This is a genomic window from Azospirillum aestuarii (assembly GCF_016632405.1).
Classification (GTDB): domain Bacteria; phylum Pseudomonadota; class Alphaproteobacteria; order Azospirillales; family Azospirillaceae; genus Azospirillum; species Azospirillum aestuarii.
Genome location: NZ_JAEPIV010000008.1, coordinates 31,268 through 44,185 on the forward strand (window position 1 = coordinate 31,268; position 12,918 = coordinate 44,185).

Consider the following 12,918-nt stretch of genomic DNA (forward strand, 5'->3'; position numbering starts at 1 on the left):
GTGGCGTAATGTCCGGCGCCGGGCGCTTCGGTGATTGATCCCGGGCGGAGAGCGGAGACGCGACGCCTACGACGCCGTATGGGTCTTCACGTCCTGCCTGCGGCGGCGCGCGTAGTCTTCCAACTCCCGGCGGATCGCGTCGAACGCGTCGCGTATGGCGACCTTGGGATCTTCATGGGCATGGTCGGCGGGCTTGGCGTGGCGCACGACCAGTTCTCCTGCCGGAACGGTCAGGTCGATCCGGACGGTGTAGAGCTTGCCCTTGTGGTGGTGTCGATGCGGCGCATCGAGGACCACGTGGCAGGCCATGATGTGTTCGAAGAATCGCTCCAGTTTGGCGGCATGCTCGCGGACACAGGCTTCCAGGAAGGGCGAGGGGTCCATGTTGTGGAAGGTGATCTGCAGCGACGGTTGCATGGCGCTCCTCCGGCGGTCGGTCGCATCGTCATCGCGGCCCGTTGGCTACGGCGCCGCCGGGATCATCATCGGGGTGCGAGGGCCGGGGAGCCTTAACCCAGGTAAAGGAACACCAGCGCTATCGGGGGCGGGCGTTCGCGCCGCGCGCGTTTGAACGGACGGAACCGTCACTCATGGCGCAGTGCCTGGATCGGATCGAGATGGGCCGCGCGGTGGGCCGGGATGTAGCCGAAGAGGATTCCAACCACGGCGGAGAAGCCGAACGCCACAAGGATGATGAAGGGATCGACGAGGAACGGGACGTTCAGCGCGGCCGTCGTCACAATCGCCAGCCCGAGCCCCAAAGCGATTCCGAGGATGCCGCCGAACAGGGACAGCACCACCGCCTCCACCAGGAACTGCATCAGCACCTGTTCCTCCAGGGCGCCGATGGCGAGGCGTATTCCGATTTCCCGCGTCCTTTCGGTCACCGACACCAGCATGATGTTCATGATGCCGATCCCGCCGACCAGCAGGCTGACCGCCGCCACCGCGCCCAGAAGGCCGGTGAGCACCGCCGTCGCTCCGGCGGTGGCCTGCACGACCTGCTTCATATCGCGAACGGAGAAATCGTCCTCCTTGCCGGGGGTGATGTTGCGCCGCTCCCGCAACAGGCGCTCGATGCCGGTCTGCACCTTGGCCGTATCGACCCCGTTCCGCGCCGAGACGTAGACGCGCGCGATGTCCATGTTTCCGGCGATCCGCCGCTGGAAGGCGCGCAGAGGCATCAGCACCGTGTCGTCCAGGTCGGTTCCGAAGCTCGACTGCCCCTTCGCTTCGAGAAGGCCGATCACCTCGCATGAGACGTTGTGGACGCGGATGGTCTCGCCGATGGGGTCGGTACGGCCGAACAGCGTCTCCCGGACGGTCTGGCCGACGATGCAGGCGGCACGCCCGGCGCGCTCCTCGCCCTCGTGGAAGCCGCGCCCCCGTGCCAGCGCCCAATTCTGCACGACGAAATAGCCGCTGTCGGTTCCCGTCACCACCGTGTTGCGGTTTTCCGTCCCGTAGATCACCGGCACCGACTTCTGCGCCACCGGCGCGACCGCCTGCACCCCGGTCAGTTGTGCCCGCATCACCTCGATGTCGCGGTTGTTGAAGGGCTTGGCGTCGGAACTGGCGCGTCCGGGGCCGACCTGTCCGGGCAGCACAAACAGCAGGTTGGTGCCGAGCTTGGCGAGGTCGGCGGTGATCCGGGCGGTGGTGCCGTTGCCGATGGTCACCATGCCGATGACGGCGCCGACACCGATGATGATGCCGAGCACGGTGAGAAAGGAGCGCAGCGCGTTGCGGCGGATCGCCTGGAGCGCGAGCTTGACGGCCTCGACGAGCATCACGCGGCCCTTTCGCTGGAGGCGTCGCTGTCGATGCGGCCATCGACGAAGCGGATGATGCGCCGTGCGTGGGCCGCCATGTCCGGCTCATGCGTGACCATGACGACGGTGATGCCCTGTTCGCGGTTCAGCCGCCCCAGAAGGTTCATGATCTCCAGGCTCATCCGGCTGTCGAGATTGCCGGTCGGCTCGTCGGCCAGCAGAACGGCGGGGTCGGTGACGATGGCGCGGGCGATGGCGACACGCTGCTGCTGGCCGCCGGACAACTCGCCCGGCGTGTGGTCCTCGCGCCCTTCCAGCCCGACACGGGCCAGAACCTCCCGCGCAAGCCGGCGGCGGGCGGTCGTGGGAGTGCCTCGGTAGACCAGAGGAAGCTCCACATTCTCCACGGCGCTGGTGCGGGCCAGCAGGTTGAAGCCCTGGAAGACGAAGCCCAGGTAGCGGCGGCGGAGCAGCGTGCGCTGGTGGCGGTTCAAGCGGCCGACGTCGACGCCCATGAAGCGATAGGTCCCGGAGGTCGGGGCGTCGAGGCAGCCGAGGATGTTCATCGCCGTTGACTTGCCGGACCCCGACGGTCCCATGATCGCCACGAATTCCCCCCGGTCGATGCTCAGATCGACCGCGTTCAGCGCCGGGACGGCGGCGGGGCCGCTGCCGAAAACCTTGCTCACACCCTTGAACTCGATGAGTGGCGGTCCGTCGGCTCTGGGCATGCTGCCCTCCTCAGGGGGTCGGTGCCGTGTCCACGATCACAACCGCACCCTCCGTCAGGTCTCCCTGGAGAATCTCGGTCCTCCGGCCGTCGCTTGCTCCGGTGACGACCGGCACCTCCACCGCGGCGCCGTCGCGCAGTGTCCACACGGTGCGCGACGGGCCGCTGGGCTCCTGCGGACTTGGGGAACGGAACTGCGGCATGCCGGGCATCATCCGTTTCAGCAGGTCGCCTTGGCCCGCCGCCTCCACTGGCGGCGTGAAGCGCAGGGCGGCGTTGGGCACGAGAAGCGCGTCCGCCACGTCCTGCACACCGATCTCCGCCGTCGCGGTCATGCCCGGACGCAACAGCATGGCGCTGTTGTCGACGGTAAGAATGGCCTTGTAGGTCACGACGCCCTGCACCGTCTCCGGGGCGTAGCGCAGTTCGCGGATGACGGCGGGAAAATGGTGATCGGGGTGGGCATCGACGGAGAAGCGGGCCGACTGTCCTTCGCGCACCTTGCCGACGTCGGCCTCGTCCACGTCAACCTGCACCTCCATCCGGCGCAGGTCTTCGGCGATGGAGAACAGCACCGGCGCCTGAAAGGTGGCGGCAACGGTTTGGCCGGGATCGATGTTGCGTTTCAGGACGATGCCGTCGATGGGCGAAACGATGCCCGTCTTGCGCAGGTTCGACTCATTCAGCGTCAACTCGGCCTCGGCCACCCCGACATCGGCCCGCGCGCTTGCCCGCGCCGCCACGGCCCGGTCGCGGAGCGCTCTCGCCACGTCCAGGTTCTGAAGCGTGCCTGCACGGGTGCGAACCAACGTCTGCTTGCGATCGAGTTCGCGCGCGGTCTCGACGACGGTGACCTCCGCCTGGGCGACCTTCGCCTCGGCGGCGGCCAGTTTGGCGCGGGAACTGTCCACGCTGGCCATGACCTTGTCGGTGTCCAGTTCCGCCAGCATCTGACCGGCGGCGACCACGCTGTTGTAATCGACAAGAACCCGGCGCACGGTGCCGGACAGCTCGCTTGAAACCTCGACTTGGCTTGTCGGCTGGACGCTGCCGGTGGCGGTGACGATCACGTGCAGGTCGCCGCGAACCGTCGGTTCGGTTGCGTAGCGGATGTTGTCGGTGGAGGAGCGAAGCAGGAAGTAGACAACCACGCCCAGCAGAGCGGCCAGACTAACGGCGAGCAACCAGGCACGTCCGATGCGCACCACACCCAAAGCGTTCCGGGGCAAACGGTCCAGCCCCAGCAACGCTTCGATGTCCGCCGGCCCTTCCCGTGGCAAGAGTCCAGTCATCGCGACCTCTTCCGCCAAGTGCGTTTGACAAACGTTGTCCGGAGACGCGGGAAATGCCATGACTTGAATCAACGGGGCGCCGTTGAAAGCTCTGTTGCAGAGTTGACCCAGATCCGGCGGAATGGCTGGGCAGAACTAAGCCGTGCCGGACTTCAAGGGGCGCTACTTCGAACGATCCCGCAAATCCTGTCCGTAGGCTTGGGCCATGCGTTTGTCCATCCGCCGGGGAGGAAGCATCACGCAGCCCAGCCGCCGTAAGTTCCTCGCGATCCGGCACCTCCCTGGAGGACTGCCGTCTTGATTGCGCAGAAGATGGCTTTCGGTCCGCGCATTTGGACACCTCAAAAAGCCTTGGCGTTGCGGGTGCTCCGGTGCTTCCCCTGGTTCACCCTGGCCGCCGGCCTCGGTCGCGCGACGGTGAAGATCGGCATCGCCAAGCTCGCCTACAACTTTCGCCGCCTGATCTCTTGCTCAACGTCGGCTTGTCGAGGTGTTCAGCTGATTGCCTCACATCGATAATTCGACTATTGTCGAATCATGGAAAGCAAGACCGCCATCGACGCCTTCGCCGCGCTCGCCCAGGAAACCCGTCTGGCCGTGTTCCGCCTGCTGATCAAGGTGGGGCCGAACGGGCTGACGGCGGGCGAGATTGCCCAGCAGGTGGGGGTTCCGGCCTCCACCCTGTCCCATCATCTGGCGACGCTGGAACGCGCCGGCCTGCTCCGCTCCTGGCGGGTGCAGCGGCAGATTTTCTATGCGTCCGACTATGAGGGCACCCGCCGGCTGATCGCCTTCCTGATGGAGGACTGTTGCCAGGGCCGTCCCGAACTCTGCTCCGCCGACCTGATCCAGGCCGTCCCGTGTGGTCCCGACGGATGCGACCACGACGCCTGATGCCCCGACCCCAACCGCCGCGCTTCCCGCGGCCCGGAAAGGCGATCCAGCGATGACCGACCGCGTCTACAACGTCCTGTTCCTGTGCACCCACAACAGCGCCCGCAGCGTCATGGCGGAATGCCTGCTGAACCGGGAGGGCAAGGGCCGCTTCCGCGGCTTCAGCGCCGGCAGCCAGCCGTCCGGGCGCATCAACCCCTCTGTCCATGACCTGCTGGAACGGCTCGGCTTCCCGACCGCCGAGCTGCGCTCCAAGACCTGGGATGAGTTCGCCGCACCGGGTGCCCCGCACATGGATTTCATCGTCACCGTTTGCGACAACGCCGCCGGGGAGGTCTGCCCGGTGTGGCCGGGACAGCCGATGACGGCGCACTGGGGCTTTCCGGACCCGTCGAGTGCCCAGGGCACCGACGCGGAGAAGGCCGCCTTCACCGCCACGGTGTTCGGCCAAATCCAGCGCCGCATCCAGGCCTTCGTCAGCCTGCCCATCGCCTCGCTCGACCGGCTGGCGCTGAAACGCAAGCTGGATGACATGGGCCAGGAGTCCGCCACGCCGGAGGCGGCGCGATGACGCCGGTCACCATCTACCACAACCCCGATTGCGGCACGTCGCGCAACACGCTGGCGCTGATCCGCAACAGCGGCGTCGAGCCGACGGTGATCGAGTATCTGAAGACACCGCCGACGCGCGAGGAACTCGCCGACCTGATCCGCCGCATGGGCGTGCCGGTGCGTGCCGTGCTGCGCGAGAAGGGCACGCCCTTTGCCGAGCTCAGGCTCGACGACCCGTCGTTGAGCGACGACCGACTGCTCGACGCCATGATGGCCCACCCGATCCTGATCAACCGGCCGATCGTGGTGACGCCGCTCGGCGTGCGGCTGTGCCGCCCGTCCGAGGCGGTGCTCGACATCCTCTCCGATGCCCAGCGCGGCGCCTTCGCCAAGGAAGATGGCGAGCAGGTCGTCGATGCCGCCGGACACCGCATCGGCAAAGCCTCCTGACGGACAAGCATCATGACCGCTGACATCCATGCCGCCCCGGCGGCCCGCCCCGCCATGGGCCTGTTCGAGCGTTACCTCAGCGTCTGGGTCGCGCTGTGCATCGTCGCCGGCATCGCACTCGGCCATCTGGTGCCCGGCCTGTTCCAGGCGATCGCCGCGGCCGAGGTCGCCAAGGTCAACCTGCCGGTGGCGGTGCTGATCTGGCTGATGATCGTGCCGATGCTGCTGAAGATCGACCTCGGCGCGCTGGGGCAGGTCAAGGAGCATTGGCGCGGCGTCGGCGTCACCCTGTTCATCAACTGGGCGGTCAAGCCGTTCTCGATGGCGTTGCTCGGCACGCTGTTCATCGGAAACCTGTTTGCCCCGCTGCTGCCGCAGGACCAGATTTCCTCCTACATCGCCGGCCTGATCCTGCTGGCCGCCGCCCCCTGCACCGCCATGGTGTTCGTCTGGTCGAACCTGTGCGAGGGCGAGCCGCACTACACGCTGAGCCAGGTGGCGCTGAACGACATCATCATGGTCTTCGCCTTCGCGCCGCTGGTCGGCCTGCTGCTGGGCGTCGCGTCGATCACCGTGCCGTGGGACACGCTGCTGCTGTCTGTGCTGCTCTACATCGTCATCCCCGTGGTCGGCGCCCAACTCTGGCGCCGCAGCCTGTTGGCCAGCGGCGGGGAGGCGGCTCTGAAGCGCCGGCTCGACCTGATCCAACCGGTGTCGCTGGTGGCGCTGCTGACCACGCTGGTGCTGCTGTTCGGCTTCCAGGGCGAACAGATCCTGGCCCAGCCGCTGGTCATCCTGCTGCTGGCGGTGCCGATCCTGATCCAGGTCTATTTCAACGCCGGGCTGGCCTACTGGCTGTCACGCCGCTTCGGGGTGGCGTGGTGCGTGGCGGCTCCGGCGGCGCTGATCGGCGCCTCCAACTTCTTCGAACTGGCGGTCGCCGCCGCCATCAGCCTGTTCGGTTTGGGCTCCGGGGCGGCGCTCGCCACCGTGGTCGGCGTGCTGGTCGAGGTGCCGGTGATGCTGTCGGTGGTGAGGATCGTCAAGGCGACCAAGCCCTGGTACGAGGGACGCAGCCATGCATGATATCGAGACGACCGGAAGCGACTCCTTGCCGAGCCTGGACGAGTCCTATTTCGAGGCTCCCGACCTCGACAGGCTGACAGCGGAGCGGCCGTCGACCCACCCGCCGCGCATCCTGCTGCTCTACGGCTCGCTGCGGGAACGGTCGTACAGCCGCTTCCTGGCCGAAGAAGCCGCCCGTCTGCTGCGGCGCATGGGGGCGGAGACGCGGATCTTCGATCCCCACGGCCTGCCGCTGCCGGACAGCGTGCCGGTCGATCATCCCAAGGTGGCGGAACTGCGCGCCCTGTCGCAATGGTCGGAAGGGCAGGTGTGGGTCAGCCCGGAACGCCACGGCACCATCACCGGCATCCTGAAATGCCAGATCGACTGGCTGCCGCTGGAAAGCGGCGGTATCCGGCCGACGCAGGGCCGGACGCTGGCGGTGATGCAGGTTTCCGGCGGCTCGCAGTCCTTCAACGCGGTCAACGCGATGCGGGTGCTGGGCCGCTGGATGCGGATGGTGACCATCCCCAACCAGTCCTCCGTCGCCAAGGCCTATCAGGAGTTCGACGAGGCCGGGCGGATGAAGCCCTCGCCCTATTACGACCGCGTGGTGGACGTGATGGAGGAACTGGTCAAGTTCACCCTGCTGGTGCGCGACCGCAGCGACTACCTGACCGATCGCTACAGCGAGCGCCGCGAGACCGGGTTGAAGGCGGAAACCGAGGCGCGGGCCCTGGCCGCCGCTGCGATGAGCGGTGAAAGAACCGCGTGACGGCATGGCGTGCGCCGGCCTGGGCCGTCGTTGTCGCGGCCGGGGTGGCGGGATTCTTAACACTCTGACGTGTGCCTTCACGGAATTGAAAGGGGAGGTTCGGTGGACGGGAAGACGATTTCAGAAAAGCTGACGGTCGGCCAGCAGCCCTCCGCGGAGCGGTTGGCACGACATGCGCGCTGCGACAGCCGACCGGACGGCTTGCCGTGACTCGCACGCTTTGGCATTGTTGAGGGACGCACCGTCACCGCACCGTTCGAGCATCGACCCCTCAGTCCAGGAAGTGAATCGGTCGTTCGGTATCATTTGCATCCGAAGCGCTTGTTTTGAAACGTTTCACAGCTCGATCTCGGCGGCCGTGATGACGCTCTGGGCGATGTCGGCGATGCGGCGGCCCTGCTTCATGGCGGCCTTGCGCAAGGCGTTGTAGGCCGCCTCCTCCGTCAGGGACTTCTGCTGCATCAGGATGCCCTTCGCCCGCTCGATCAGCTTGCGGTCGGCGAGCTGCGTGCGCGCCTCGTCGCGTTCGCGTTTCAGCGTTTCAAAAGCAGCGTAGCGGGCCAGCGCGGTTTCCAGGATCGGCCGCACGCGGGCGGGGTGCAGCCCGTCCAGGACGAAGGCGGCCACCCCGGCCTCCGCCGCCTGCGCGGCTGCCCCCGGCGGCGCTTTGTCGGCGAACAGGACGACGGCGCAGGCCCCGGACCGGGCCAGCCGGAAGACGCCGTCCAGCGTCGCGGGGTCCGATGTTTCCAAAACAGCGACGACCGCGTCCGGCGCCAGCGCGGCGACGCGGACGGCCAAGTCGGCGAAGCCATGGACCACGACGATCCGGTCGGCGATCCGGTCGCGGCCCCCCGCCCCGGCCAAGCCGTCCTCCACCGGCCGCGTGGCGTCGGCGTCGGGGCCGGCCACCAGAATGCTCAGGGGTTTGTTCGCCATGGCCGCTCCGCCCTCCCCTTCACGCCGCCCACGTCACGCCGCTTTCACCGTCCCGTGATGCCCGCCTTCCAGGAAGTTCAGCAGCTCCTCCCGGTAGGCGTAGTAACGGGGATGCTCCAGCAGGGCCTGCCGGGTCCGGGGGTGGGGGATGTCCACCTCCAGGATGTGGCCGATGCGGGCGTTCGGCCCGTTGGACATCATCACCACACGGTCGGCCAGCAGGATCGCCTCGTCAACGTCGTGGGTGACGCAGATGGCGGTGACCTGGGTGCGCGCCCACACCTCCATCAGCACCTCCTGAAGCTCCCAGCGGGTCAGGCTGTCCAGCATTCCGAAGGGCTCGTCCAGCAGCAGCAGCTTCGGCGACAGGGCGAAGGCCCGCGCGATGCCGACGCGCTGCTTCATGCCGTTGGACAGCTCCGCCGCCTTCTTGTTCATGGCGTCTCCCAGCCCGACGCGCGACAGGTAGTAACGGGCGATGTCGTCGCGCTCCCCCCGGCCGGCCTGCGGGTAGACGCGGTCCACCCCCAGCATGACGTTCTCCAGCGCGGTCAGCCAGGGGAACAGGCTGGGCGCCTGGAAGACCACCGCCCGGTCGGGGCCGGCGCCGACGACCTCCTTGCCGTCCAGCACGATGCCGCCGCTGGAGACGTCGGCCAGCCCGGCGACCATCGACAACACCGTGGACTTGCCGCAGCCCGAATGGCCGATCAGGGAGATGAACTCCCCCTTGCGCATCTTCAGGTCGAAGCCGTCCACCACGGTCAGCGGCCCCTTCGGCGTGGCGAAGGTCTTGGTGACCCGGCTGAACTCGACGTAGCGGTCGTCGGACAGGCCGCCGGCTTGCCCGGCCAGATAAGCCTTGGGCGGCGGTGCGGCGGTGATCGGCGTCGCCGCCGGCAGGGTCAGGGTCTCGTCCACCGCGGCGGCGGCGCGGCTGGCCCCGGCCTCCATCAGCCAGGCCGTGACCTCGGCGCGCAGGCGCTTGAAGTCCGGGTCGTGGTTCACGGCGGTGCGGTCGCGCGGGCGCGGCAGGTCCACCGCGAAGGCGGGGCCGAGCGTCGCCCCCGGACCCGGCGTCAGCGGGATGATGCGGTCGGCCAGCAGGATGGCCTCGTCCACGTCGTTGGTGATGAGGACGACGGTCTTGCGGTCCTTGCGCCAGATCGCCTCGATCTCGTCCTGGAGCTTGGCGCGGGTCAGCGCGTCCAGCGCCGACAGCGGCTCGTCCAGCAGCAGCATTTCCGGGCTCATGGCGAGCGCGCGGGCGAAGCCGACGCGCTGGCGCATGCCGCCCGACAGCTCCTTGGGGCGGCGGTCGGTGGCGTGGCCCAGCCCCACCGTCTCCACCGCCCGGCGGGTCAGCACGCCGCGCTCCGTGGACGCCTTGCCCTTGTGCACGGCGTCCACGGCCAGCGCCACGTTGTCCTTCACGCTCAGCCAGGGCATCAGCGAGTAGTTCTGGAACACGACGCCGCGCTCCGCCCCCGGCCCGCGCACCGGCTCGCCGCGGAACGCCACCTCGCCGGCGTCGGGGGCGGCCAGCCCGCCCATCAGGTTGACCAGCGTGGTCTTGCCGGCGCCGGAGAAGCCGACGATGGCGACGAACTCCCCCTCCGCGATGGACAGGTCGATTCCGCGCAGCACCTCGGTCCCGCCGTAGGACTTCGCGACGTTCTTCAGCTCAAGGATGGCCATGCTCGGGGACTCCTCAGCGGGTGCCGGTGTGGGAAACGGCGGCCTGGAAGGCCAGCATGACGCGGTCGAGCAGGAAGCCGATCAGGCCGATGGTGAAGACCGCCACCATGATGCGGGCGAGCGAGGAGGAGGAGCCGTTCTGGAACTCGTCCCACACGAACTTGCCGAGGCCGGGATTCTGGGCCAGCATCTCCGCCGCGATCAGCACCATCCAGCCCACGCCCAGCGACAGCCGCAGACCGGTGAAGATGTAGGGCAGCGCCGAGGGCAGCACGAGCCGGCGCACCATCGTCGGGCCGGACAGCTGCAGCACCTTGCCCACGTTCATCAGGTCCTTGTCGATGGAGGACACGCCGACCGCCGTGTTGATCAGCGTCGGCCACAGCGAGCAGAGCGTGACCGTGACGGCGGAGGTCAGGAAGGACTTCTCGAAGGTCGGGTTGTCGCTCGACACGGTGGCGCTGACCACCATGGTGACCAGCGGCAGCCAGGCCAGCGGCGACACCGGCTTGAAGATCTGGATCAGCGGGTTCATCGCCGCGTTGACCGTGCGCGACAGGCCGCAGGCCACGCCCAGCGGCACCGCCACCAGCGCGCCGAGCAGGAAGCCGGTGAAGACCGTCTTCAGGCTGGTGACGATCTGGTCGAGATAGGTCGGCTTGCCGGCGTAGGGCCGGGTCTTGACCTCGGCGCTCGGGTCCTTGGCCAGCAGCTCGGCGTTGCGCTTGGCCTGCCGGTCGTAGAAGGCGGCCTCCTTGGCGCGTTCGGCCTGATGGTCGGCGTGCAGGACGCCCACCTGCTCCCACACCTGGGCCGGGCCGGGGATGGCGCCCAGGCTGGTGTTCACCTGCGGCGCCAGCCATGCCCAGGCGGCGAGGAACAGCATCAGGGCGGTCAGCGGCACGCCCATCTGCTGCCACAGCTCCCGCCCCTGCTGGCGCGGGCTGTCCCCGGCGGCCATGCGGAGCAGCGGGCCGAGCCAGCCGAGCCCGACGATCTGCAGGGTGGCGGCGGCGCGGTTCAGGCTGTGGGCGAGGCGGGCCTTGCGCCGGGCGCGCATCGCCTCGGCGGTGGAGAGGGTGGAGGCTTCGGTCACGCTGGTCATGGGGTGATCTTTCTGTTTGGCGCGGGGCGCCGATGCCCCCACCCCGGCCCTCCCCCGCTGGGCGGGGGAGGGTGTCTGTCCCCTCCCCTGCGTGAGCGGGGGAGGGTTAGGGTGGGGGCCCGTCGCGACCACTGCGCGAGTATCGGAAGTCCGCAGTCTCAACCGCCGACCAGTTGGCCGCCCTGCAGCGCCTGCCCGCCTTTCAGGCCGATGGGCAGCTTCGTCAGGTACTCGTTGGGCTTGCGGCCGTCGTAGGCGATGCCGTCGATGAAGCCCTCGTCCAGCGGCTTGTAGCCGTCGCTGGCCCAGGGGAAGTCGGCCTCCTTGGCCTTGCCCTCCTCCACCAGCAGCCGCGCGGCCTTCAGGTAGATCTCCGGCTTGTAGACCTTGCGGGCGGTCTCGTCGTACCAGGAGTCCGGCTTGGCCTCGGCGATCTGGCCCCAGCGGCGCATCTGCGTCAGGTACCAGACGGCGTCGGAATAGAAGGGATAAGTGGCGTTGTAGCGGAAGAAGACGTTGAAGTCGGGAACCGCCCGCTTGTCGCCCTTCTCATACTCGAAGGTGCCGGTCATCGAATTGGCGATGACCTTGGCGTCGGCCCCCACATACTCCGACTTCGCCAGGATCTTCACCGCCTCGGCGCGGTTGGCGTTGTCGTTCTCGTCCAGCCACATGGCGGCGCGGATCAGCGCCTTGACCAGCGCCAGATGGGTCTTGGGGTTCTTGGCGGCCCAGCCCTCGGTGACGCCGAAGACCTTCTCCGGGTTGTTCTTCCAGATCTCGGTGTCGGTGATGACCGGCACGCCGATGCCCTTCATCACCGCCTGCTGGTTCCACGGCTCGCCGACGCTGTAGCCGAAGATGGTCCCGGCCTCCAGCGTCGCCGGCATCTGCGGCGGCGGGGTGACGGAGAGCAGCGCGTCCGCCTGGATCTGCCCTGACACGTCGTTGGGGGCGTAGTAGCCGGGGTTGATGCCGCCGGCGGCCAGCCAGTAGCGAAGCTCGTAATTGTGGGTGGAGACGGGGAAGACCATGCCCATGGTGAAGGGCTTGCCCTCCGCCCGGTACTGGGCGATGACCGGCTTCAGCGCGTCAGCCTTGATCGGGTGCAGCGGCTTGCCGTCCGGCCCCTTGGGCAGGTTGGGCTTCATCCGCTCCCACACCTCGTTGGACAGGGTGATGCCGTTGCCGTTGAGGTCCATGGAGAAGGCTGTCACCACGTTGGCCTGGGTGCCGAAGCCGATGGTGGCGCCCAGCGGCTGACCGGCCAGCATGTGGGCGCCGTCCAGCTCCCCGGAGATCACGCGGTCGAGCAGCACCTTCCAGTTGGCCTGCGGCTCCAGCGTCACCGACAGGCCCTCGTCCTCGAAGAAGCCCTTCTCCGCGGCGATGGCGAGCGGCGCCATGTCGGTCAGCTTGATGAAGCCCAGCTTGAGCTGGTCCTTCTCCACGTCGAGCGGAGCGGCCTGGGCGGACCCGAGCGTCAGCGCCAGCGTGGCGGCGGCGGACAGCAGGGCGGTGCGGGGGGAGGCGGGAAGTCGGGTCACGTCGGTCGCTCCATCTCTCGTTCCGGAACCCCGCGGCACGCCCGACCTCGATCCAACGCCCCACCGGCGACGCGCCGTTGAGGGCTCTCCAGCCATGAA

The 12,918-nt window shown here is 68.2% G+C and carries 14 protein-coding genes; 6 read left to right on the forward strand and 8 right to left on the reverse strand.

Going from position 1 to position 12,918, the window contains the following annotated elements; genetic code table 11:
- Positions 1-66: 66 nt before the first annotated feature.
- The 4 genes from JJL56_RS15945 to JJL56_RS15960 form a co-directional block, all read right to left on the reverse strand.
- Positions 67-417, reverse strand: a complete 351-nt coding sequence (locus tag JJL56_RS15945; protein ID WP_145628064.1) for an HPF/RaiA family ribosome-associated protein — start codon at positions 415-417, stop codon at positions 67-69.
- A 167-nt stretch (positions 418-584) separates the two neighbouring features.
- On the reverse strand, positions 585-1,790 hold the full coding sequence (locus JJL56_RS15950; RefSeq protein ID WP_145628062.1) for an ABC transporter permease: 1,206 nt from the start codon (positions 1,788-1,790) through the stop codon (positions 585-587).
- Positions 1,790-2,503 (reverse strand): ABC transporter ATP-binding protein, encoded by a 714-nt coding sequence (locus JJL56_RS15955; protein ID WP_200485605.1) that lies wholly within the window; start codon positions 2,501-2,503, stop codon positions 1,790-1,792. Before JJL56_RS15955 ends, JJL56_RS15950 begins: the two co-directional genes overlap by 1 nt.
- Before the next feature lie 10 nt (positions 2,504-2,513).
- Positions 2,514-3,794: an efflux RND transporter periplasmic adaptor subunit gene (locus JJL56_RS15960; protein WP_200485606.1), complete on the reverse strand. Its 1,281-nt coding sequence runs from the start codon at positions 3,792-3,794 to the stop codon at positions 2,514-2,516.
- Positions 3,795-4,091: 297 nt separating this feature from the next.
- Between JJL56_RS15960 and JJL56_RS15965 the strand changes: the two genes are divergently transcribed.
- The 6 genes from JJL56_RS15965 to arsH are packed head-to-tail and all read left to right on the forward strand — an operon-like array spanning position 4,092 to position 7,530.
- A complete protein-coding gene (locus JJL56_RS15965) occupies positions 4,092-4,313 on the forward strand; it encodes a hypothetical protein (RefSeq protein WP_200485607.1) in 222 nt (73 codons plus the stop codon).
- A gap of 18 nt (positions 4,314-4,331) precedes the next feature.
- Entirely contained in the window at positions 4,332-4,688 is a 357-nt protein-coding gene (locus JJL56_RS15970) for an ArsR/SmtB family transcription factor (RefSeq protein ID WP_200485608.1), read from the forward strand.
- Positions 4,689-4,740: 52 nt separating this feature from the next.
- Positions 4,741-5,259, forward strand: coding sequence for an arsenate reductase ArsC (locus JJL56_RS15975; protein ID WP_145628051.1), 519 nt, complete (start codon positions 4,741-4,743; stop codon positions 5,257-5,259).
- Positions 5,256-5,690: an arsenate reductase (glutaredoxin) gene (gene arsC / locus JJL56_RS15980; protein WP_145628049.1), complete on the forward strand. Its 435-nt coding sequence runs from the start codon at positions 5,256-5,258 to the stop codon at positions 5,688-5,690. Before JJL56_RS15975 ends, arsC begins: the two co-directional genes overlap by 4 nt.
- 12 nt (positions 5,691-5,702) lie before the next feature.
- Positions 5,703-6,776 (forward strand): ACR3 family arsenite efflux transporter, encoded by a 1,074-nt coding sequence (gene arsB, locus JJL56_RS15985; protein ID WP_247891093.1) that lies wholly within the window; start codon positions 5,703-5,705, stop codon positions 6,774-6,776.
- The gene (gene arsH, locus JJL56_RS15990) at positions 6,769-7,530 is read left to right on the forward strand and encodes an arsenical resistance protein ArsH (protein ID WP_200485609.1); all 762 of its coding nucleotides are present in this window, start codon (positions 6,769-6,771) and stop codon (positions 7,528-7,530) included. The genes arsB and arsH overlap by 8 nt, the downstream gene beginning before the upstream one ends.
- Positions 7,531-7,866: 336 nt before the next feature.
- Here the strand turns inward: arsH and JJL56_RS15995 are convergent, their stop codons facing one another.
- From JJL56_RS15995 to JJL56_RS16010, 4 genes are all read right to left on the reverse strand, one after another.
- Positions 7,867-8,469, reverse strand: a complete 603-nt coding sequence (locus JJL56_RS15995) for an ANTAR domain-containing response regulator (protein WP_200485610.1) — start codon at positions 8,467-8,469, stop codon at positions 7,867-7,869.
- A gap of 33 nt (positions 8,470-8,502) precedes the next feature.
- Positions 8,503-10,167: an ABC transporter ATP-binding protein gene (locus tag JJL56_RS16000; RefSeq protein WP_200485611.1), complete on the reverse strand. Its 1,665-nt coding sequence runs from the start codon at positions 10,165-10,167 to the stop codon at positions 8,503-8,505.
- A 13-nt stretch (positions 10,168-10,180) separates the two neighbouring features.
- Entirely contained in the window at positions 10,181-11,272 is a 1,092-nt protein-coding gene (locus JJL56_RS16005; protein ID WP_145628041.1) for an ABC transporter permease, read from the reverse strand.
- A 158-nt stretch (positions 11,273-11,430) separates the two neighbouring features.
- On the reverse strand, positions 11,431-12,819 hold the full coding sequence (locus JJL56_RS16010; protein WP_145628038.1) for a CmpA/NrtA family ABC transporter substrate-binding protein: 1,389 nt from the start codon (positions 12,817-12,819) through the stop codon (positions 11,431-11,433).
- Positions 12,820-12,918: the final 99 nt, after the last annotated feature.